16 protein-coding genes and 1 other RNA gene are annotated in these 19,278 nt (G+C 62.2%); 6 read left to right on the top strand and 11 right to left on the bottom strand.

Features of this window, described 5'->3' with window-relative positions:
• Positions 1-136: 136 nt before the first annotated feature.
• From serB to QQK16_RS07850, 3 genes are read right to left on the bottom strand one after another with little or no spacing between them, the layout of a single operon-like run.
• On the bottom strand, positions 137-991 hold the full coding sequence (gene serB / locus QQK16_RS07840; protein ID WP_284195894.1) for a phosphoserine phosphatase SerB: 855 nt from the start codon (positions 989-991) through the stop codon (positions 137-139).
• A 7-nt stretch (positions 992-998) separates the two neighbouring features.
• Positions 999-1,712 carry a lipoprotein-releasing ABC transporter ATP-binding protein LolD gene (lolD, locus tag QQK16_RS07845; RefSeq protein WP_284195895.1) on the bottom strand — a complete coding sequence of 238 codons (714 nt, stop codon included), beginning with the start codon at positions 1,710-1,712 and terminating at the stop codon, positions 999-1,001.
• The gene (locus QQK16_RS07850; RefSeq protein ID WP_284195896.1) at positions 1,705-2,946 is read right to left on the bottom strand and encodes a lipoprotein-releasing ABC transporter permease subunit; all 1,242 of its coding nucleotides are present in this window, start codon (positions 2,944-2,946) and stop codon (positions 1,705-1,707) included. The genes lolD and QQK16_RS07850 overlap by 8 nt, the downstream gene beginning before the upstream one ends.
• A gap of 552 nt (positions 2,947-3,498) precedes the next feature.
• Between QQK16_RS07850 and QQK16_RS07855 the strand changes: the two genes are divergently transcribed.
• The 6 genes from QQK16_RS07855 (at position 3,499) to QQK16_RS07880 (ending at position 9,809) form a co-directional block, all read left to right on the top strand.
• Entirely contained in the window at positions 3,499-5,100 is a 1,602-nt protein-coding gene (locus tag QQK16_RS07855) for a hypothetical protein (RefSeq protein ID WP_284195897.1), read from the top strand.
• Positions 5,100-6,113 (top strand): hypothetical protein, encoded by a 1,014-nt coding sequence (locus QQK16_RS07860; RefSeq protein ID WP_284195898.1) that lies wholly within the window; start codon positions 5,100-5,102, stop codon positions 6,111-6,113. Before QQK16_RS07855 ends, QQK16_RS07860 begins: the two co-directional genes overlap by 1 nt.
• 43 nt (positions 6,114-6,156) lie before the next feature.
• Entirely contained in the window at positions 6,157-7,851 is a 1,695-nt protein-coding gene (gene recJ / locus QQK16_RS07865; RefSeq protein ID WP_284195899.1) for a single-stranded-DNA-specific exonuclease RecJ, read from the top strand.
• Positions 7,852-7,853: 2 nt separating this feature from the next.
• Positions 7,854-8,612, top strand: a complete 759-nt coding sequence (rlmB, locus tag QQK16_RS07870) for a 23S rRNA (guanosine(2251)-2'-O)-methyltransferase RlmB (protein ID WP_284195900.1) — start codon at positions 7,854-7,856, stop codon at positions 8,610-8,612.
• A gap of 154 nt (positions 8,613-8,766) precedes the next feature.
• Complete coding sequence (locus tag QQK16_RS07875) at positions 8,767-9,147, top strand: Rieske (2Fe-2S) protein (protein ID WP_284195901.1); 381 nt, start codon at positions 8,767-8,769, stop codon at positions 9,145-9,147.
• Positions 9,148-9,254: 107 nt separating this feature from the next.
• Positions 9,255-9,809 (top strand): hypothetical protein, encoded by a 555-nt coding sequence (locus tag QQK16_RS07880; protein ID WP_284195902.1) that lies wholly within the window; start codon positions 9,255-9,257, stop codon positions 9,807-9,809.
• 670 nt (positions 9,810-10,479) lie between these two features.
• On the opposite strand, the gene ssrA is transcribed toward QQK16_RS07880, so the two are convergent.
• The 8 genes from ssrA to mnmC form a co-directional block, all read right to left on the bottom strand.
• Positions 10,480-10,840, bottom strand: a transfer-messenger RNA (tmRNA) gene (gene ssrA, locus QQK16_RS07885).
• Between the two features lie 55 nt (positions 10,841-10,895).
• A complete protein-coding gene (locus QQK16_RS07890) occupies positions 10,896-12,323 on the bottom strand; it encodes a glycosyltransferase (RefSeq protein WP_284195903.1) in 1,428 nt (475 codons plus the stop codon).
• Positions 12,320-13,036 (bottom strand): hypothetical protein, encoded by a 717-nt coding sequence (locus QQK16_RS07895; protein WP_284195904.1) that lies wholly within the window; start codon positions 13,034-13,036, stop codon positions 12,320-12,322. The genes QQK16_RS07890 and QQK16_RS07895 overlap by 4 nt, the downstream gene beginning before the upstream one ends.
• Positions 13,033-14,463, bottom strand: a complete 1,431-nt coding sequence (locus QQK16_RS07900) for a hypothetical protein (protein ID WP_284195905.1) — start codon at positions 14,461-14,463, stop codon at positions 13,033-13,035. The genes QQK16_RS07895 and QQK16_RS07900 overlap by 4 nt, the downstream gene beginning before the upstream one ends.
• Positions 14,464-14,515: 52 nt before the next feature.
• Positions 14,516-15,172, bottom strand: coding sequence for an HAD family hydrolase (locus QQK16_RS07905; RefSeq protein WP_284195906.1), 657 nt, complete (start codon positions 15,170-15,172; stop codon positions 14,516-14,518).
• Positions 15,169-15,915: a bifunctional 2-polyprenyl-6-hydroxyphenol methylase/3-demethylubiquinol 3-O-methyltransferase UbiG gene (gene ubiG / locus QQK16_RS07910; protein WP_284195907.1), complete on the bottom strand. Its 747-nt coding sequence runs from the start codon at positions 15,913-15,915 to the stop codon at positions 15,169-15,171. The genes QQK16_RS07905 and ubiG overlap by 4 nt, the downstream gene beginning before the upstream one ends.
• Positions 15,916-15,948: 33 nt before the next feature.
• Entirely contained in the window at positions 15,949-17,256 is a 1,308-nt protein-coding gene (locus tag QQK16_RS07915; RefSeq protein ID WP_284195908.1) for a TRZ/ATZ family hydrolase, read from the bottom strand.
• 55 nt (positions 17,257-17,311) lie between these two features.
• On the bottom strand, positions 17,312-19,189 hold the full coding sequence (mnmC, locus tag QQK16_RS07920) for a bifunctional tRNA (5-methylaminomethyl-2-thiouridine)(34)-methyltransferase MnmD/FAD-dependent 5-carboxymethylaminomethyl-2-thiouridine(34) oxidoreductase MnmC (protein WP_284195909.1): 1,878 nt from the start codon (positions 19,187-19,189) through the stop codon (positions 17,312-17,314).
• Positions 19,190-19,278: the final 89 nt, after the last annotated feature.

A 19,278-nucleotide genomic window follows, 5' to 3' on the forward strand; every position in this document is an offset into this window, starting at 1 on the left:
TTCCGTTGCAGCGGTGAGGGCGAATCAATCAGGGGAGAGCCTACAGCTTCGGGCTGCTGATGTTTAGCGCCAGGGGGCACCCTGGTGCCCACTCAGGCGTCACCGCCCATCAATGGCTGGGGTTCATGTCCGGTGCTCAGTCGAAATAGGCCAGCATGCCATCCAGTCCGGTATGGTCGAGCGCGTATGCGGCCTGGGCTTTTACGAGGGGCTTGGCGTGGCAGGCGATGCCATAGCCCGCCACGGCCAGCATTTTCAGATCATTGGCGCCATCGCCCATGGCCACAACCTGATCGGGTCGCAAGCCCATTTCCTCACGCATCCTGATCAGTTCATCAGCCTTGGATTGGGCATCGATGATGTCGCCAACGATACGCCCGGTCAGCTTGCCATCGTCTACTTCCAGCACGTTGGCGATGGTGCGCGTCAGGTTCAGCCTGGGCTTGAGCTTGTCGGTAAAGAAGGTAAAACCGCCGGATATCAGCAGCGTCTTGCCGCCTGCGGCCTGCACCGCCCGCAACATGGTCTCTGCACCAGGCATCAACTGCAGGCGCTGCTCGTAAACCGCATCCAGTGCTGTCTGGGGCAGGCCAGCCAGCAGGGCTACACGCTCGGTCAGGCTTTGCCGAAAATCCAGTTCTCCACGCATGGATCGTTCGGTAATGGCCGCAACCTGGGGCTTGATGCCCTGCATGTCGGCAATCTCGTCTATGCACTCGATGGTGATCAGGGTCGAATCCATGTCCATGACCACCAGGCCGATATCCGCCAGGCGGGCCGAGGCCGGTATGAAGGCATGGTCGTAACCGGCCTCGGCACAGAAGGCTGCCACGTTGTCCTTGCTGGCGATGTCGGCGCGAGCGAGTTTGAAAGCCTGATGACCTAGGGCGCCAGGACGGACCGCGCTGATCTGATCGGCGCCAGCCAGCTGTGCCAGTCGCTTGAGGTTCTGGGTGGCGATTTCCGGGGCTTGGATAATGAGCTTGTGCATGGCAGGGTCAGGTGGTCTTGAGCAGGCGTGATCTGTCGGAGGCGGCATCGGCCCTGGCTAGTTTGCCGTCGTTCAAGGTAAGTACCCGGCCGGTGCGGGCAGCCAATTCCATGTCATGGGTGACGATGACAAGGGCCGTGCCCAGCCTGTCGTTGAGGCTAAGCATCAATTCATACACGGTGTTGGCCGTGTGCCGGTCGAGATTGCCCGTGGGCTCATCGGCCAGCAGGCATAGCGGGTCGGTCACCAGGGCGCGTGCGATGGCGGCACGCTGGCGCTCCCCACCCGATAGCTCGCCCGGCTTGTGTTTGAGTCTGTGGCCCAGGCCTACTTGTTCCAGCATGGTTGCCGCTTTGGCTTCTGCATCCTTGCGTGGCATGCGTCGTATCAGCAGGGGCATGGCGACATTTTCCAGCGCGCTGAACTCGGGTAGCAGGTGGTGGAACTGGTAGACAAAGCCCAGCAAGCGATTGCGCAAGGCACTGCGTGCCGATTCACCCAGGCTGAACGGGTCTTGCCCATCGACATTGAGCGTGCCTGTAGAAGGGGTATCCAGCGTGCCTAGCAGATGCAACAAGGTACTCTTGCCCGAGCCGGAGCTCCCTACAATGGCCAGCTTCTCGCCACGCTCTACCTGCAGATCAATGCCGTTGAGTACGGGCACTTCCAGGTCGGGATAGGTCTTGCCCAGGCCTTGGGCCAGCAATATGGGACTATTCATAGCGCAAGGCCTCCGCCGGGTTGATTCGGGCAGCACGCCAGCTGGGGTAGAGCGTTGCCAGGAAGGCCAGTACCAGCGATACCGTACCGACAAACACGACGTCTCCGACCAGCACTTCGCTGGGGACTGACGAGATCAGATATACCTGCGGCGAGAGTATCTTGAAGTTCAGCAGGCCCTCAAAGAAGCTGACCACAGCGCCAACGTTATAGGCCAGCAGCGTGCCGCACAATACGCCTACCAGCGTACCGACTATGCCTATGGTGGCACCCTGGATCACGAATATCTTGAGTATGCTGCCAGGCGATGCACCCAGGGTGCGCAGAATGGCAATGTCGGCCTGTTTGTCTGTGACTGTCATGACCAGGCTGGATACCAGGTTGAAGGCAGCGATACCGACGATCAGCGTCAGTATCAGCGACATCATGCGTTTCTCGATCTGTACCGCGCGGAAGTAGTTGCTGTTTTCCATGGTCCAGTCGCTGATCCATAGCGACTGGTGGCTGGCTTGCAGGGTCTCGCGCACCATTGGGGCAGCAAGCGGGTCGGTGATCTTCAGCCGTATGCCGCTGATGTCCTCACCCAGCCGGTAGAGCTTTTGTGCATCAGCCAAGTCCACCAGGGCCAAACCAGCATCGTATTGGTACATATCGATACGAAATAGGCCGACCACGGTAAAGCTGCGAAAGCGCGGCATCATGCCCGCTGGGGTGATGTTGCCCTGCGGGATGGCTAGTGTGACCTTGTCACCAAGGCCGACGCCCAAGGCACGAGCCAGTTCCTGGCCCAGCACCACGTTGAACTCGCCCGTCTTGAGTGCGTCCAGACTGCCACCCACCATGTGGCTGCCCAGGCCGGCGACCTGTTCTTCCAGCTTGGGAACGATACCGCGCACCATGGCGCCCTGAGTGGCACCCTCGTGCCAGAGCAGGCCCTGGCCTTGCACATAGGGTGCGCTGGCGACGACGTCCGGATGCTGTTTCAGCGTGGCATCGGCTTCCTGCCAGCGCGCCAGTCTGCCACCTTCACCGCCGGCCTGCACATGGGAGGCCACTTCCAGGATGCGGCCACGGATTTCGCGCTGGAAACCATTCATGACGGACAGCACCGTGATGAGGGCGATGACCCCCAGGGCGATCCCGCCCATGGAGGCAGCTGAGATAAATGAGATAAAGCCGTTGCGGCGCTTGGCGCGGGTGTAGCGCAGGCCGATCAGCCATTCAAATGAATTCACGCGATACCACGTTTGTAAGGGAGAGTAAGGGGCGAAGTGTGCCACAGCAGGGGCTGCCCGCCCATATCGGAGCCAAGTCGATCCCGCTGCAAGCGGGAAGTTCCTGGGAGTGAACCAGAAACCGTCCCAGTGCGTCCTAACTAGGTAGCCAGTTGTGCAGGGGAGGGCTGGCCGGTGCTGATTGCCTTAGTTTCGTGCGGCTGGCGGTGGCGGGGTAGAATGCGGCCAGCTTTTGGCGGGTGAGCTTGCCATGTCCGGTTCCCATTGCCGCACCAAACCATGAGCAGGACGGCGTGCTGCCGGAGCCGGTAAAATCTACTGCCTACGGCTGATCGTGTCTGCGCTACAGCGAGTGGTGCGGTGGGCGGACGGCTTGCCCGCACCCCATCATCGGCATCCCGTATGGCTGCCTAGTGGGCGCGAGAACGTGGATTTTTTGAGGTTCCTGAAGGCAACACCGATACGCCCATGGATTATTGCGCCGCAGTGCCGATATGATGGGATGACATACTGGATGGCCCCCGCGGGGATAACACTGGGTACTGCTGCTAGATGATAGACACCTTCAAGAAGCTATTCGTATTCGGCCGGGAATCCCGCTTGGACAAGGCGCTGGCAACCGTGCAGAGCTCGGCTACGCTGGCACCTGTCCAGGCCATGCAATCGGCAGGTGACTGGCTGGCACAGGAGCTTCGCCGCGCCGAACATCGCCGCGATGGCTTGGCCATCATGCGGGCGATCGATAACGACCTGCGCAGCATCCTGGAGGGTGCCATGGCAGGCATGCTTGAGGCCAAGACCAACCACGCCAGGCTGAATCTGCTGCTGCAGACCACCGTACCCTTCTGCGCCGTGATACTCGAGGCCTATACCGAGGCTTTGCGCCGCGACATGGTCGAGCTGGCGCGCAAGCCGGCCAATGCCCCGCTGGTGCAGGCATCGGTGGCCAACTGGCTGTACTGGATAGGCCGCGACCACGTAGTGCGTTTTGTGCGCGAGCCCAAGATGGACCGCCTGCCCTGGCACGAAATCGGCCCGGCGGCGGAGTTTGCCCTGAGCCTGGGCGGCACATTTGCCTCCAAGATAGCCCGACCCGATGGCGAGGCTGGGCGCCTGCAGAAACAACTGTCGCACCTGGTGTTGCTGTCGCGTACCTTGACGCCAGACTTGCAGGGGCGGCAACTGCTGATAGCCGACAGGGTGGCCGATACGTTAGCAAGCTTTATCAAGGTCAGCGACAAGCACTCGAGCCAGACGCCGTTCGGCCAAGCCAATAGCGATGACAACCCGCCCACCATGCTGACCCGCATGCCTACTCAGGCGCTGGTGCAGGGCCGTGGTTTGTTCTATGGCCTTGAAAAGACCCTGATGGAGCTGGTGGCGCTGGAAAACATCATTACCAGCCAGGGTAAGGTGCCGCAGAAGATGAATGCGGACGAGTACCTGGAGGTGGCCGAGACCCTGGTGGTGATCAAGCACCTGAAGAATCGCTGGAGCGGCCGCGAAGTCAAGCGGCAGGCCGAGCGCAAGGCCATCAGCGGCTCGCTGACCATCTGCTACGACTTCGGCGCTATACGCCGCATGGTGGTGCAAGCCACCCAAGAGACCAAGACCCGCACCAACGAGACCACCATAGAGCGCGCCATGGTGGAGGATGTCAGCGCCACCGGTGTGGGCCTGCAGCTCAACAAGCATACCGGCTGGCTCAAGGTGGGCATGCTGATGGGGGTCAAGACCGACAAGGACGTGAATTGGCGCATTGGTATCGTCCGTCGCGCCATTGCACGTGGTCAGGGGCAGATGGTAGCGGGTGTGCAGCTATTGGCTCGCGATCCGGAATCGGTGCGCCTGACGCGTCGCGCCAATGTATCGCAATGGGATATGGTGTCTGACCATCAATCCTGGGACAACCTGCTGGGCCTCTACCTGCGGCCCGATCCGCTGAATGAGAACAGCCATCTGCTGATACTGGCCAAAGCCGATCTGGTTGCCGGCAAGACCTATGGGGCGCCGGCAACACGCGAAGGGGACCTGGCTTTTCGGGTGGTCAGCCAGCAGGAGATAGGCGCTGATTGCGTGATCTACCGGGTAGAGCGGCTAGCCACGGTCGCCGGCGACACCCAAACCAGCGCAAAGCGCGATTCGAGCAGCTGATGAAACTGACTTTGCTGGTACCCGACCTGCGTTTCGCAAGGCAGGCGGGGTTTGACCCTGTGGTGGAAATGACTTTGCCTGGCCTGAGTAGCCTGTTGGGTCGGGCCGGCCGGCAGCTACAGCCTGCCACTACCATGGAAGACTGGTTGCGGCAGCAGTTTGGGGCCGAGGATTGCGGTGCGGCCGCATTGACCTTGCCAATGGACCTGCCGGGCGCGGCGGCGGGCCACTGGCTGCGCGCCGACCCGGTACACCTAAGGGCAGACCGTGATAGGGCTTTGCTGTTTGATGCCAGCCTGCTGGCCATCAACCAGGCCGAGGCAGTTGCCCTGGTGTCCGCCCTGAACAACCTGTATGCCGACGATGGCTACCAGTTTGTGGCAGCCACACCAAACCGCTGGTACTTGCGCCTGCCCGAGGCACCTGATTTCACCACCACGCCCTTGGCACGGGTGGTGGGGCAAGACGTGCATGCGCACCTACCCAAAGGCCCTACGGCACTGCGCTGGCATCGCTTGCTCAACGAGCTGCAGATGCTGCTCTATACCCAGCCCGTCAATGATGCTCGCGAGCAGGCGGGCAGACCCACCATCAATTCGATCTGGTTGTGGGGTGAGGGCATTGCCCCCCAAGGGCTGGCCAAACCCTGCGACAGGCTGATCGGCAACGATGCGCTGGCATGTGGTTTGGCGCAGGCTGCCGGCGTGGGCTCCCAGGTGCTGCCGGCAGGCTGGAAGGCAGTCGGTACCGGACACACCCTGATCTGCCTGGATCAGCTCGTGGCAAGCGCCCGGCAGGGTGATATCCACGCCTGGCGAGAGGCCTTGCAGCAGCTGGAGCGTGATTGGTTCCAGCCCCTGCTGGCAGCCTGGCAGGCGGGTGAGGTGGACGCCATCGATATGGTGCTACCCGGGGCACAGCAGACCTTGCAGGCGAGTTTGCGCCGTGGCGATCGCTGGAAGCTCTGGCGGCGACCGGTATTGTTGCGTGATTGCCTGGCCGAAGCTGCGTGACCATGGCGGCCTTTGTAACTTCTGTAGTGCCACGATTCCTTACATGCAAATACTGACCCGTACGATTCCACCCGAAGCAGAGCACAGCCTGCTTGCCGCAGGCCTGCATCCGGTGGAGGCCCGCGTTTACGCTGCCCGGGGTATATGCAGCGCCACTGAGCTGGAAACCGAGCTGAAGCATTTGCTGCCGCCCAGCGGACTCAAGGGTCTGGTGCAAGCCGCCGCCAGGCTGGCGGATGCCGTCGCAGCACAGGAGCGCATCCTGATCGTGGCGGATTACGATGCCGACGGCGCCACCGCTTGCGCGGTGGGTTTGCGTGGTCTCTCCATGCTGGGCGCCAAGGTGGAGTTTCTGGTGCCTAACCGGTTTGAATACGGTTACGGCCTGACGCCGGAGATCGTCGAGCTGGCAGCAAGCCGCCAACCGCAGCTGATCGTGACGGTGGACAATGGCATCGCCAGTGCCGCCGGGGTGCAGCGTGCGCGGCAACTGGGCATGGATGTATTGATCACCGACCACCATCTGCCCGGCGAGATACTGCCTGAGGCCGTGATCGTGAACCCCAATCAACCCGGCTGCGAGTTTGCCAGCAAGCACTTGGCAGGTGTGGGCGTGATGTTCTACGTGCTGTTGGGCTTGCGCGCCGAACTGCGACAGCGCGGCGCCTTTGGCGACGGCACAGGCCCCAACCTGGCAGAGCTGCTGGACCTGGTGGCGCTGGGTACGGTGGCCGATGTGGTCAAGCTGGATGTCAACAACCGCATTCTGGTGGAACAAGGCCTCAAGCGCATGCGTGCCGGCCGTGCCTGTCCCGGCATCCTGGCCTTGTACCAGGCGGCTGGCCGCGAAGCACGCCGGGCGAGCGCCTTTGACCTGGGGTTCATGCTGGGGCCGCGCCTGAACGCAGCAGGGCGGCTGGACGATATGAGCCTGGGCATTGCCTGTCTGACGGCGGACAACACCGAGGCGGCACTTGCCATGGCGCGTGAGCTGGATCAGCTCAATCGCGAGCGGCGCCATATCGAAGCTGAGATGCAGGATATTGCCCAGGCCAAGCTCGATCAGATCGATGTGGGGGATCGCTATAGCCTGACCGTGTTCGACCCGGATTTCCACCAGGGCGTAGTAGGCCTGGTCGCCAGCCGGCTCAAGGACAAACACCATCGTCCTACCATCGTGTTTGCGCAAGGCCTCGAGGGCGAGATCAAGGGCTCGGGCCGCTCTATCCCCGGCTTGCATCTGCGCGATGCGCTGGACTTGGTCTCCAAGCGTGAACCCAGCCTGATCGCCAAATTTGGCGGCCACGCCATGGCCGCTGGCCTGACCCTGGCCGATCCTGATGGCGTAGGGTTGTTCAGGCAGTGCTTCGAGACAGTGTGCCGCGAGCTGCTGGACGCCCAAGCCCTGACACGCACGGTGGAAACCGACGGGGAGCTGGATGCCGCCGCCATGAGTATGGAGCTGGCCGAGCGCCTCGACTGCCGGGTATGGGGCCAGGGTTTTCCGGCACCAAGGTTTATCGGCCGCTTTCGCGTGCGCAGCCAGCGTGTGGTGGGCGAGAAGCACCTGAAACTACAACTGGAAGGCCAGGGCGGCCAAACCTTTGACGCCATGTACTTCCAGCATGCCGAACCGCTACCCGACCGGGTAGAGGCGGTCTACCAACTTTGCGTGAATGAGTGGCAAGGCAGGCGTAGCCTGCAACTGCTGCTGGATCATGCCCACCAGGAACCATGACTATGGCCAATACCCGCGTACTGCACGGCTTCCATGCCGTCACCGCCCGCCTCAGCCGCCTGCCCGAAAGCGTGCTGGAACTCTATGTGGCCCGCGAGCGGCACGACCCACGCATGCACGAGCTGCTGAAGCTGGCGGAACACACCGGCGTGCGGCTGATACATGCCGATGCAGCCCGGCTGGACGGCCTGACGGGTCATCACAGGCACCAGGGGGTAGCGGCCGTCATCGATGCCAACAAGACCTTTGTTGCGCTGGAAGACGTGCTGGAAGACCTGACCGAACCGCCCTTGCTGCTGGTACTGGACGGCATCACCGATCCCCACAACCTGGGCGCCTGCCTGCGGGTGGCAGACGCCATGGGGGTGCACGCAGTGCTGGCGCCCAAGGATAAATCGGTCGGCATCAATGCGACTGTCTCCAAGGTGGCCTGCGGCGCCGCCGAAGTGGTGCCCTATATCGTAGTGACCAATCTGGCCCGCAGCCTGCGGGAGTTGAAAGACGCCGGGGTCTGGATAGCGGGTACGGATATGGATGCCGACACCGACCTGTTCCACTTTGATCAATCCGGCCCGCTGGCCTGGGTAATGGGCGCGGAAGGGCAGGGCATGCGCAGGCTGACCCGCGAACACTGCGATGTGCTGGTCAATATCCCCATGTTCGGCACGGTAGAAAGCCTGAATGTCTCGGTCGCGACCGGCATGTGCGTGGCAGAAAGCCGCCGCCAGCGCGTGATGGCCGCCGAGGCCGCCAAGCGCTAATCGTTTCCACCGGTGGCGCCAAGTTGTGCTGGCGCTGCCAAGTGGCGGTGTATCGCAGACAAACAATAAGCCTGCGATTTTGCCTGGCACATTGCGATGCGTTGGCGGGTATCGGAATGCGCCGGGTGACCTTTGGCAGAGGGAATCCCTACCCATGAGCGCAGCCGAGCCGCAACACTGGACCCAAGTGCCCCATGCCCCCGCGCCGGGCAGCCATGTGTGTGCACTGGCGGCCTTGCCGGATGGGGTGGCGACCATGCAGACATTGGGCGTGGCGACAATGCCATTCCACCTGTTGCTGTTGCGTAGCGGCGAGGTAGTCTACGGCTACGTCAATCGCTGCGCCCACTTTGGTGTGCCACTGGCCGGACGGCAGGAGCAACTGATCTTCAAGCCGCACGAGAGCGTGAGCTGCAATGTGCATTACGCCCGGTATCGCTGGCAGGATGGCGTGTGCGTGGCCGGCGAATGTGCAGGCGCGGCCTTGCTGCCGGTGCCGTTGCGTGTGCAGGATGGGATGGTGTCGGTGGGGTGAGGTTGGCGAGTTTGTTTGCCCGGCAATTTGAACGAGAAAATTGACACTTGGGGCCGTTTGTGTAGGCGCTTTGCTTAGGGGATTTTACGACTATGAAACTAGTGTACATGCTGTTTACCCTGCTTTTTTCGAGTTGGGCATGGGCAGAAAAACCTGCTTTTGAGTACGCTGGCTTGAACATTGATACAGCTGAATATGATCTCCGTAAACGCTACCCTAAATCAACTTTTCAAATTACATCAGAAGCAAAATCATATTATGTATGGGTCGATAAGTCTGAGGTTAATAGTGGCATCTACGCCATTCACCTTTACCGGCGCCAAGCGTACTGGTCTAAAGAGGTGGAGAGTGTTAAGCCTGCACTTGCCGAGTTTAAGTGGCTGAGGTTAAGCCTTGAAAAGCCGTATGAGTTCTTGGGTGTTAAGCCAAAAACCTGGAAGGATGAAAATTACGCTAGGAATCCCAGTTGCAAGTCGATTCTGATGGTTTTATCGAAGAAGTACGGCAGGCCATTAGTCGGCGACAAAAACTCGGAAGAAGGTCTTGAGAATCAAGGTTATACATGGAGTTCAGGGGGCGAAAATATGGTGCTTAATTGCTTTACCTTAGGGGGCAAGGGCCGTTCATTCGCTGCTGATATAACTCTATCGAAGCCTGTTTAAAGAGTGTATGAGCAGCTCGTGGTGCTTTTCACTGCCGGATGCAGGAATCTGCACGAGCAAGCAAGAATAATTGCCATTCGATAAGAGGGGTTTTGAGTATTGGTGCCAGCCGGTTGACCATGTGCCGACCGGCATACCGAACTTGTGTGCGCTGGCCCGGGCGGCTGCGAGTCAAGTGCCCGCATGCGGCAAGCAAGCACGGTTTGCATGTCATGTTATCCGTCCACAATCAGGTAAATGATGACCGGGCTGTCTGTGACCCGGTAGATCACGCAGTAGGGCTTGAAGAAGGTCGGACTGTATTTTCCGATACCAAGGCCGACCAGTTCCTTCGGATATCTGCCGCTTTCAGGACACCTCGACAGGCACTCCGCAGCGCCCGTGACCTTTTCCCTGCCGTGGGGTGATCGCTAAGCGGCTCGAACTCTGATTGCAGGGGGCATGCTCGCAACCCACTACGCGCCTTTATCGCCAACCAGCCCGGCGATACGGACAGCTAAGACGTGCTGGTCCGCTATCGGGCGGTACTGGGCCATGACCTCGACGAGCTGTTACCACATCGCTGGCAGCACTGATAGTCCGGCGCAAGGATGCCGGGTACAGGGGTTACCCTACACTGGCGTTGCAGACAGAAAAAATCCCAACCGATGACGGTTGGGATTTTGGGTATTGGTGGAGACGGCGGGAATTGAACCCGCGTCCGAAAGCCCTCTACGGCAAGTTCTACATGCTTAGTCTGGCCAACTGGATTTAACGGGTGACACGCCGACCGACAGGCTTGGCAACCGCGAGCTACCTAGATTTGACAGTACGACAAGTAGCCCGCCGTACTGCGATCTCATGTATATAACGCTGCTGCCGGTTGCCCGGCCTGACCCATGAGCAGATCAGTGCAGCGTCCGGCTGGGATTAAGCAGCCAGAGCGTAGGATTCGTCGTTTGCGACTAAATCGATTCAGCGTTTAACGGGGTGCTGAGATCCCGGCATGCCCTCATCCGCTTCGCAACCCCCGTCGAAGCCATGTCGTCCCCGGTTGTGCTTTGCGTCTTAAGCAAGTCCATTATACCCACAACGCGGGCGGGGCAACTAGTTTATTGCGGCTAGCCAGCGGCGGCGCAGGGTGATTTCCAGCCTGTCCACCGCGCGCGGTGTGCGTAGCAGGGCGTCGTCAGGCTGGCCGGCGTGTTGTAGTTGCTGGCCCAGGGGGCTGAGGGTGATGCGGCATTCGGCCAGGTCCAGGGCCACATCGCCCCAGCCCAGGGTGGCATGGGCGTCGTGCCAGATACCCCAGTTCTGCTCGTTGAAACTACGGCGGGTGCGAGGATGGCGCCAGGCGGAGCCGGAGAGTTCGTGCGGCAGGTTGAGGCGGAATTCGCCGTCGGCCGCCAGCAGCCGGGCGCAGGCGGCCATGAAGTCGGGCAGGTCATCGCACAGCATGGCGTAGTCGGCGGTGTCTATCTGCTGGAACAGGCCCTGCGCCAGGGTGACAGGCCCGTAGCGGGTGGTCTGAAAGGTTTGCCCCAGGGGCAGGGGTTGGCAGGGGTCGTGCCGGATATCGGCAGCAGGGCTGTCGGCTATGGTCAGCCAGCCTGGGTGGGCTGCCAGGTTCAGGCCCAGCTTGATACGGTTGGGGCAGGCGCTGGTGGCAGCAGGCTGCCAGTCGGCGGCCAGGCGCTGCAGTGCAGGTAGCAGCTTGGGCAGCGGAGGATGGTCTGCCAGCCATGCCTGGCCCTGCTGGGCCAGCTGCATGCGGGCGGCGGGGTCGGCGACCAGCTTGATGCAACTTGCTACCAATTGCTCGTAAGGCACGATGCAGATAGCTTGGTCTATGCCGGGGTAGTCGGCCTGGTCGCTGCTGGTTTCGCTGACGACGGCCGCACCCATGGCGAGCAGATGGGCTACCCGGACGATCTCGAACAGTTTGGCATCGTAGCTGTGCAGGTTGAGTACCAGCTTGGCGCGGGCGATGAGGGCGTCGCGCTCGGGGCCGTAGATATTGCAGTATTGCCGCGCTACCAGGCCTTGCTGCTGCAGGGCCTGGATGATGGCGTCCCGGCGGGGCATGGGGGAGCCGTAGAACAGTACATCGATATCCTGTTCCACGGCCGGCGTGGATGCGCGCTGTGGCTGGCCGCCCAGCGGCATGTGCAGGTAGCGCTTTGCCTGCTCCAGCTGGGGGGCCAGTGCTTGCAGATTGCGGCTGCTGTAGTCCCATATCTCGAAGTGCCTGATAAGGTGGGGCAGGGTCTGCTGATACCAGGGGGAGTTGGCGTCTATCTGTTCCAGCTGAAAGAAGACGGTGCCGGGTGGGACGGCGGGCAGGTCATTGGGTTTGAGCAGGTGGGGGCCGTACACAAGATTGATGGCATCGTGCCGCAGCTGGTTGTAGGTGATGTCTGCCTGGTAGCCAGCATCGGTAATGGCTTGTCGCAGTATCTGCGCCAGCTCTGCAAAGGCGGCGGGATGGCGATAGCCCGCCGGCGAGATCAGGACGATGTTGAACGTGGCTGTCATGGTGTGGGCGCGCGCTTGACCAGCACGGCCAAGGCATCGGCTGTCTGGGTGATGGGGTAGTTGCTGGTCAGGCTGTCAAAGAAGCCCAGTTCGGCCGTGTGTTCCAGCAGGTAGTCGAATTCCGGCTGGCTGATGGCGGCCTGGAGTGTGCCTTGCCTATGCCGTAGGTACTGCAATAGCGCCCGTGTCTTGGTGATGCCGGGGCGTTCCAGTTCGGCGGGCTGGTAGTGCAGGTCTTCAATGATGTAAAGCCCGCCTGGCTTGAGCAGGGGGAAGAGGGTGGCCAGGCTGATCTGCTGATGGTGCGAGGCGTGGCTGCCGTCGTCGATGATGACATCGAAACCGTCGCTGCCATGGCGCGCCAGCACCTCGCTCAGCTTGGCGAGATCGCCACGCTGGCCTTGATCGCCCCGGATGATCTCGGTGCCGGGCAGTTGCACGGCCGAGAAATCGGCGATGTCCAGGCCATAGAGGGTGGCTTGCGAGAAATAATCGCGCCACATGCGCAGGCTAGGGCAATCGCTGAACTGGCTCACCCCGCTGCGGGTTTGTACCAGCCCATGCAGCAGGCCGATTTCCAGCAGGTGTATCGGGGTGTGGCGTAAGGGGGCGAACAGAGCGTCGTAGACGCGGGTGTAGCCATGGGCATCGAGAAAGGCCGTGCCCTTATCAGAATGGTAGTGGTTGGCGAGTTGGGTCAATGGGCCGTTCATGCTTGCAGGCTGGCTATATAGCAGGCGTCGTGCTGGCGCTGGCTTTGATACAGGCCAGCGAGACCCAGGTCGGCATTGATGGCGCGCAGCAGCGTGGGTATCAGATCGCCAGCCTTGTTTGCCATGGGGTCGGCGAGTTCGGGGTAGTACGGCAGGGCTGCCAGGCCGGCGGCAAAGCCCTGGGCCGCAGTCTGGGCGTAGACCTCGGGGTATTCCAGCGCATCGACCAGCTGTGCTTGCCACTGACCATCGGGGGTTTGCACCACATCCTGCACTCGGGCATGCGGGGCAAAATTGAGCTGCTCAAGGGCATTGGAGTAGGGCGGGCCGATTTCGCTGGCACGACTGAGTGCGTGCAGGGTCAGTCTGTCGCTGGCGGGTGGGGCATGTTGCAGGTACTGATAGTTGTCTACCTGCTGCAGCAGGAATAGGTGGGCTGTTAGTTGCTGTTCTGCCAGAAATTGCTGCCAGGAGGTGCCGGTGCCAGCCAGGTCCACCAGCAGAGCATGGGGGTGCAGCATGGCTTGGGCATACTGGATATAGCTGGCGCTGGGTTTGAGCAAGCAGGCGCGCGAGCTGAGGAAGTAATGGCAGCGCCGCTGCGGAAACAAGGCTTGGTGCAGCTTCTGCCATAGCCAGGCGTCGCGGCTGATGAACAGTAGGTCAGTGATACCGTGCTGGCGGCAATGCGCCTCCAGCGCGAGGCTGGCACTGTAGAGTAGGGGTAGATTGAACTGAGTGGCCAGCATCCACAGGTGCGCCAGGGCCGGTGTGCCGAGCTGGTCTGAATAGGGGTTGGCCAATCGGGCTTCGCGAAGCCACCTTGCCAGGCTGTCGTGGCCTTGGTCGCTTAGCCATTGCTCGGTCTGGGTCAGGCTGGCACCGGTGTAGTGCTGGCTGGGAATGCCGGCGGACTGGGGGCTTGCGACATCGCTGTGAGGGTTGTCACCCAGGTGGCTGGTGATGTTGCATTCGGCCAGCAGCGCAGGCCAGATATGGCCACGGTGCTTGCCATCGTTGCTGACGACGATGCCGACCTTGCGGCGCAGCCCTGCCTGCGTCAACAAGGCCTCAATATTGGGCACGCTAAGGTACATATCCGACACCAGCAGGTCGCCATCCTGCACCTGTTGCAGATTGGCCCGGATGGGGATGATTTCTTCCTGCTCGAGCTGGAGTTCCCATTGCAGGCAATGCTGGCGGGTGTGGTCATCCAGCCCCAGTAGCTGCGCTGTCGCGCACCAGATTTCGTCCAGGCCATAGGGCTGGCCTGCCAGGTAGAGTTGGCAATCGGCCTGGCGCCTGGCATCGGCCAGACCGACCAGGCCGGTGCGGCGCTCCAACTCATGCTGCACCCACTGCGGCAGCACATGACGGCGTGTGATCAGGGTGTCGAAGATATCGAAGCTGCGCCGCGTGGGTTTCATGCCAACCGGAAAAATATAGTCTCAGCCCCCATCATAGCCGAGCCTGCCGGTGTCAACGCGTCGGCAGCAGCGTGAGTAGTTCCATCGGGCTGGCGATGCGCAGATCAGCACCCCATTCGTCAGGTTTTTCTTCTGCTGCGATATAGCCGTAATCCGCCAGCACGGTGGTCATGCCTACAGCACGGCCGGCGGCGATATCGCGCTCGGCATCGCCCACGTACCAGCAGTGTGCACTTGAGACTCCCATGGCTTCGCAGGCATAGCGCATGGGGCGGGGGTCGGGCTTGGCCACGCCTACCGTGTCGCCCGATACCACCACACAGGGCGGCACGCTAAAGCCCAGGCTGGGTACAAGCCGGTCGGTGAAGCGCATGGGCTTGTTGGTGACGATGCCCCATTGCAGGCCCAGGCCGTCCAGGGCTTCCAACAGCGGGTTGATGCCATCAAACAATACGGTCTGGTCGCAGAAGCCGGCTTCGTAGTGGTCCAGAAAGCGCAAACGCAGGGCGTCGAAACCGGGCTCGTAGCGCTTCATGCCAAAACCCAGCTCAACCAGGCCACGGGCGCCGTGGCTGGCGATGGGGCGTATCCGTTCGTGCGCTACCGGTGGCCGGCCTTCCTCGGCCAGCAAGCGGTTCAGCGCGCCGCCCAGGTCCAGTGCGGTATCGGCCAGCGTGCCGTCCAGGTCGAACAGAATGGCAGAGATCATGCTGCGGCTTTCCGGCAGGCCAGCAGGTAGTTGACGCTGGCGTCGTCGTTCAGGTGGTAGCTCTTGGCTATCAGGTCGTAGCCCATGCCCTTGAGTTCGACCAGGTCGAGGCCGTTGTTGCGGGCCATGCGGGCCAGTTCAGAGGGCTTGAGGAATTTGGCGTAATCGTGCGTGCCCCGTGGCAGCAGGCCCAGCACATACTCGGCACCCACAACAGCCTGTAAATAGGCCTTGGGGTTGCGCGCTATGGTAGAGAAGAACACCCAGCCACCCGGCTTGACCAGGCGGGAGACAGCGGCCACCACGCTGCTGGGTTCGGGCACGTGTTCCAGCATCTCCATGCAGGTCACCACATCGAAGGCGGTGGGCATGCTCTCCGCCAGTTGCTCTACCGGCAGGCAGCGATAATCGACCTTGATACCGGATTCCAGGCCATGCAGCCGGGCTACCTTGAGCGATTTCTCGGCCAGGTCCAGCCCGGTGACAGTTGCGCCGCTACGGGCCATGGCTTCTGCCAGGATGCCGCCACCGCAACCCACGTCCAGCACGGTTTTGCCATCCAACCCGGCGTGGCCGTCGATAAAGCCCAGCCTCAGGGGGTTGATCTCGTGCAGGGGCTTGAATTCGCTCTCCATATCCCACCATTTGTGGGCAAGGTCGGCAAATTTGGCCAGTTCGGCATCGTCGGCGTTGCGTACGGTGTCGTTGGCCGGCTGGCCTGGGTTGTGTGTGGATTCCGTCATATGTGGTGTCCTGGCGTGATGGGCGGGCGGCGTTCAGGCGCTGATGCGTGCTTGCCAGTAATGGGCACGGGCAAGCAACTGGCCGGGGTTGAGCGTGCTCAGTTCGCCTTCTTGGAGCAAGGCACGGCCGGCAACCCAGACGTGGGATACCTGCTCGCGGCCTGCCGCGTAGACGATTTGCGAAATGGGATCGTACAGCGGCTGTGAGCCGATATCGGCCAGGTTGATGGCAATGATGTCGGCCTGCTTGCCGGCAACCAGGCTGCCTATCTGCTCGGCCATGCCCAGCGCACGGGCGCCGGCCAGCGTGGCCATTTCCAGTGCGGCGGCGGCATGCAATGCCGTGGGGTTGGCTGATTGTGCCTTGGCGATCAGGGCGGCCAGGCGCAGGTCGCCCAGCATGTCCAGCTTGTTGTTGCTGGCGGCGCCATCCGTGCCCAGGCCTACGTTGACACCGGCTGCCTGCAAGGCATGGATGCGGGCAAAGCCGGATGCCAGCTTGAGGTTGCTGGCCGGGTTGTGTGCCACATGCACGCCATGGCGGGCCAGCAGCTCGATTTCTGCATCGTTGGCGTGGACCACGTGGGCGGCTACCAGGCCGGGGCCGAGCACGCCCAGGGCGCGTAGCCGCTCCAGTGGGCGCACGCCATACTGGGTGATGCTACCGGCGATCTCGTCTTCGGTTTCATGGATATGGCAATGGATGCCCATCTCCAATTGCTCGGCCAGGGTGACAACCTTGCTGAAGGTCTCGTCCGATACCGTATAGGGGGCGTGGGGCGCCAGGCTGAAGCCCACCAGCGGTTCGCCACGGAAGGCCTCGCGCGCGGCTATGGCCTTGCTGATGTAGTCGTCTGCGTTTTGTCCGTAGCCGGTAGGAAACTCCAGGATGGAGCAGCCGACGACGGTGCGCATGCCGGCGGTAATCGCGGCACGGGCCACGGCCTCGTGGTGGAAATACATGTCGTTGACGGTGGTGGTGCCGCCACGCAGCATTTCTGCCATGGCGTGGAGGGTACCGTCATAGACGAAGGCATCGGATACGTGCTTGCCCTCGGCCGGCCAGATATGGTTGTTGAGCCAGTCCATCAGGGCCAGGTCGTCTGCCAAGCCGCGCAGCAGGCTCATGGCCGAGTGTGCGTGCAGATTGACCAGGCCGGGCAGCAGGGCGTGATCGGCAAGCTCGATATGGTGGGCCTGCGGGTAGCGTTCGCGGGCTTGCTCGCTGGGCAGCAGGGCAGCGATGCGCTCGGCGTCGATGACCAGGGCGTGCTGTTGCAGCACCAGGCCTTGCGGCTCGACGGGGATAAGCCAGCGTGGGTGTAATACGGTGAGTGTCATAGGCTTGGATAGTCTGATCTAGCCCGCCATCTTAACCTGCCTGCGCAACCAGGGCTTATTTGTTGCGGCGCGCCAGGAAGCGGGCTGGGTCCAGGGCCTGTACCAGCTCGCGCTCCAGTGGCAAGGGCTCGCCACAGATCTGTGATGCCAGCAGCTCGGCACAGAGCTGCGACCAGACCAGGCCACGGGCACCCAGGCCGGTAAAGGCGTACAGCCCAAGGCGGCGCGGGGCCAGGTGCAGGCTGCCGGCATGCTTGGGCTGGAAGCCCTCTGCCGCGACCAGCGGGCCGACCAGGGGCAGGCGATCAGGGGTGCCGGGGCGATGGCAGCGCCGGCCACCCAGCAGGCTGGCATCCAGTCCTTGGGCAGCATCGGGCAGCATGGCCGCGAGCAGGGCCAGGTTGTCGCCGGCTGCGCTGGCGCCGGCTGGGCTGGAACCTATGCAGGCTAGGCCGCCATGGGCGGGCGTGAGATAGCCGCCACGGCAAACCACGGTATGGAGTGCCGGCACTTGCGCCTGCGGCAGGTGGCTGACCAGACGTTCATCCTGGCCGACCTCCAGCTCTGGGGCGAAGCGGGCGGCGTCCGCTGCATTGGCCAAAACGACCACTGGCGCGCTCGCCAGCAATTGTCCGTCGGCATCCCATGCCTGCCACCCGTACGGCCCTGGCTGCAACTGGGCCACTGTCTTACCAAAGTGGGCATCCAGTTGATCGCCCGCTGCAGCCAGCAGGGCCTGCACCAGGCTGGGCGGGTTGATCCAGCCGGCCTGTGGGAACCACAAGCCACCTGCTGTCAGCTCATGCCCGGCCAGCGCACTGGATGCTTGCCGGGTAACGGCCTGGGCATATTCTGGTGGCAAGCCCAGCCTATCGGGTAATTGCTCGAAGCGTTCGGCCTCGGTGGTATCGCGTGCCAGTTGCAGTGCACCGCAGGGGGCCCAGATAACATTGGGTAGTTTGCGCAGGCCCCTTAGGCCATAGAGAAAGGCCGCCCGGACCAGGCGAGCCTGCAGATTGTCATCGCCTGAAAGAACAGGGCGATAGGCGCCCGCATGGTTGCCTGATGCCCGCTGGGCCGGCGCCTGGGCTTGATCCAGCAGGGTAATGCGCCAGCCACGCGCTGCTAGCCGCGCGGCGATGGCGCTGCCCGCCACGCCAGCACCGATCACGATGGCGTGCTGTGTAGTGGGGGCTGCGTGCCGATGGCGCTTTCCGCGAAACTGGCCTGTCAGCATCTGCCGTTTGCTGCCAAAGCCCGGTTGGCGGGCCACATTGAAGCCGGCAGCCTCCAGGCCGCGACGGACAGCGCCCGCCACGGTGTAGGTGGCCAGCGTAGCGCCATTGGCCGCCAGGCGGGTGAATTGCTGGTAGAGCGCCGCCTGCCATAGTTCCGGGTTCTTGCTGGGTGCAAAACCATCCAGGAAAAAGGCGTCGATCTGGGCGGATAGTCTGGGTAGCCATTCAAGTGCATCACCCAGCAGCAGGGTCAACACCACGCCGTCGGCCAGTTCCAGCCTGTGTAGGCCGGGCACCAGGGTGGGCCATTGCTCGATCAGCGCTTGCCCCAGTGCGTGCAGATCGGCATCGTCGGTAAACAGATGCTGGTACAGGCTGGCGAGATCGGCCGCGCTGAAGGGGTGTAGCTCGCAGGAGATGAAGTGCAGCCGGGTGCCGCGTGCCGGGTCGGCACGCCAGGCCTGCCAGGTGGCCAGAAAGCTCAAGCCCAGGCCGAAGCCGGTTTCGCATATGGCAAAGTGCTGAGTTCCCTGCCAGCGCTGCGGCAGCTGATTGCCGGCCAGGAACACATTGCGTGCTTGCGCCAGGCCGCCATCCTGGGTGTGGTAGATATCGTCGAACGCAGCGGAATAGGGGATGCCTTGCTCGGTGAGATGCAGGGTGGCAGGCGTAAGGTGCAGCGGGGCGGGGGGCATGCGAAGAATGAGGCGGGAGAGCGCGGGGTGCCGAAAGGGCATATTCAATCATGGCTGGGGCGCTTTTGCAGCGATTTGGGGCCGGTGCG

It is taken from the genome of Chitinimonas prasina (assembly GCF_030160395.1).
Taxonomy (GTDB): domain Bacteria; phylum Pseudomonadota; class Gammaproteobacteria; order Burkholderiales; family Chitinimonadaceae; genus Chitinimonas; species Chitinimonas prasina.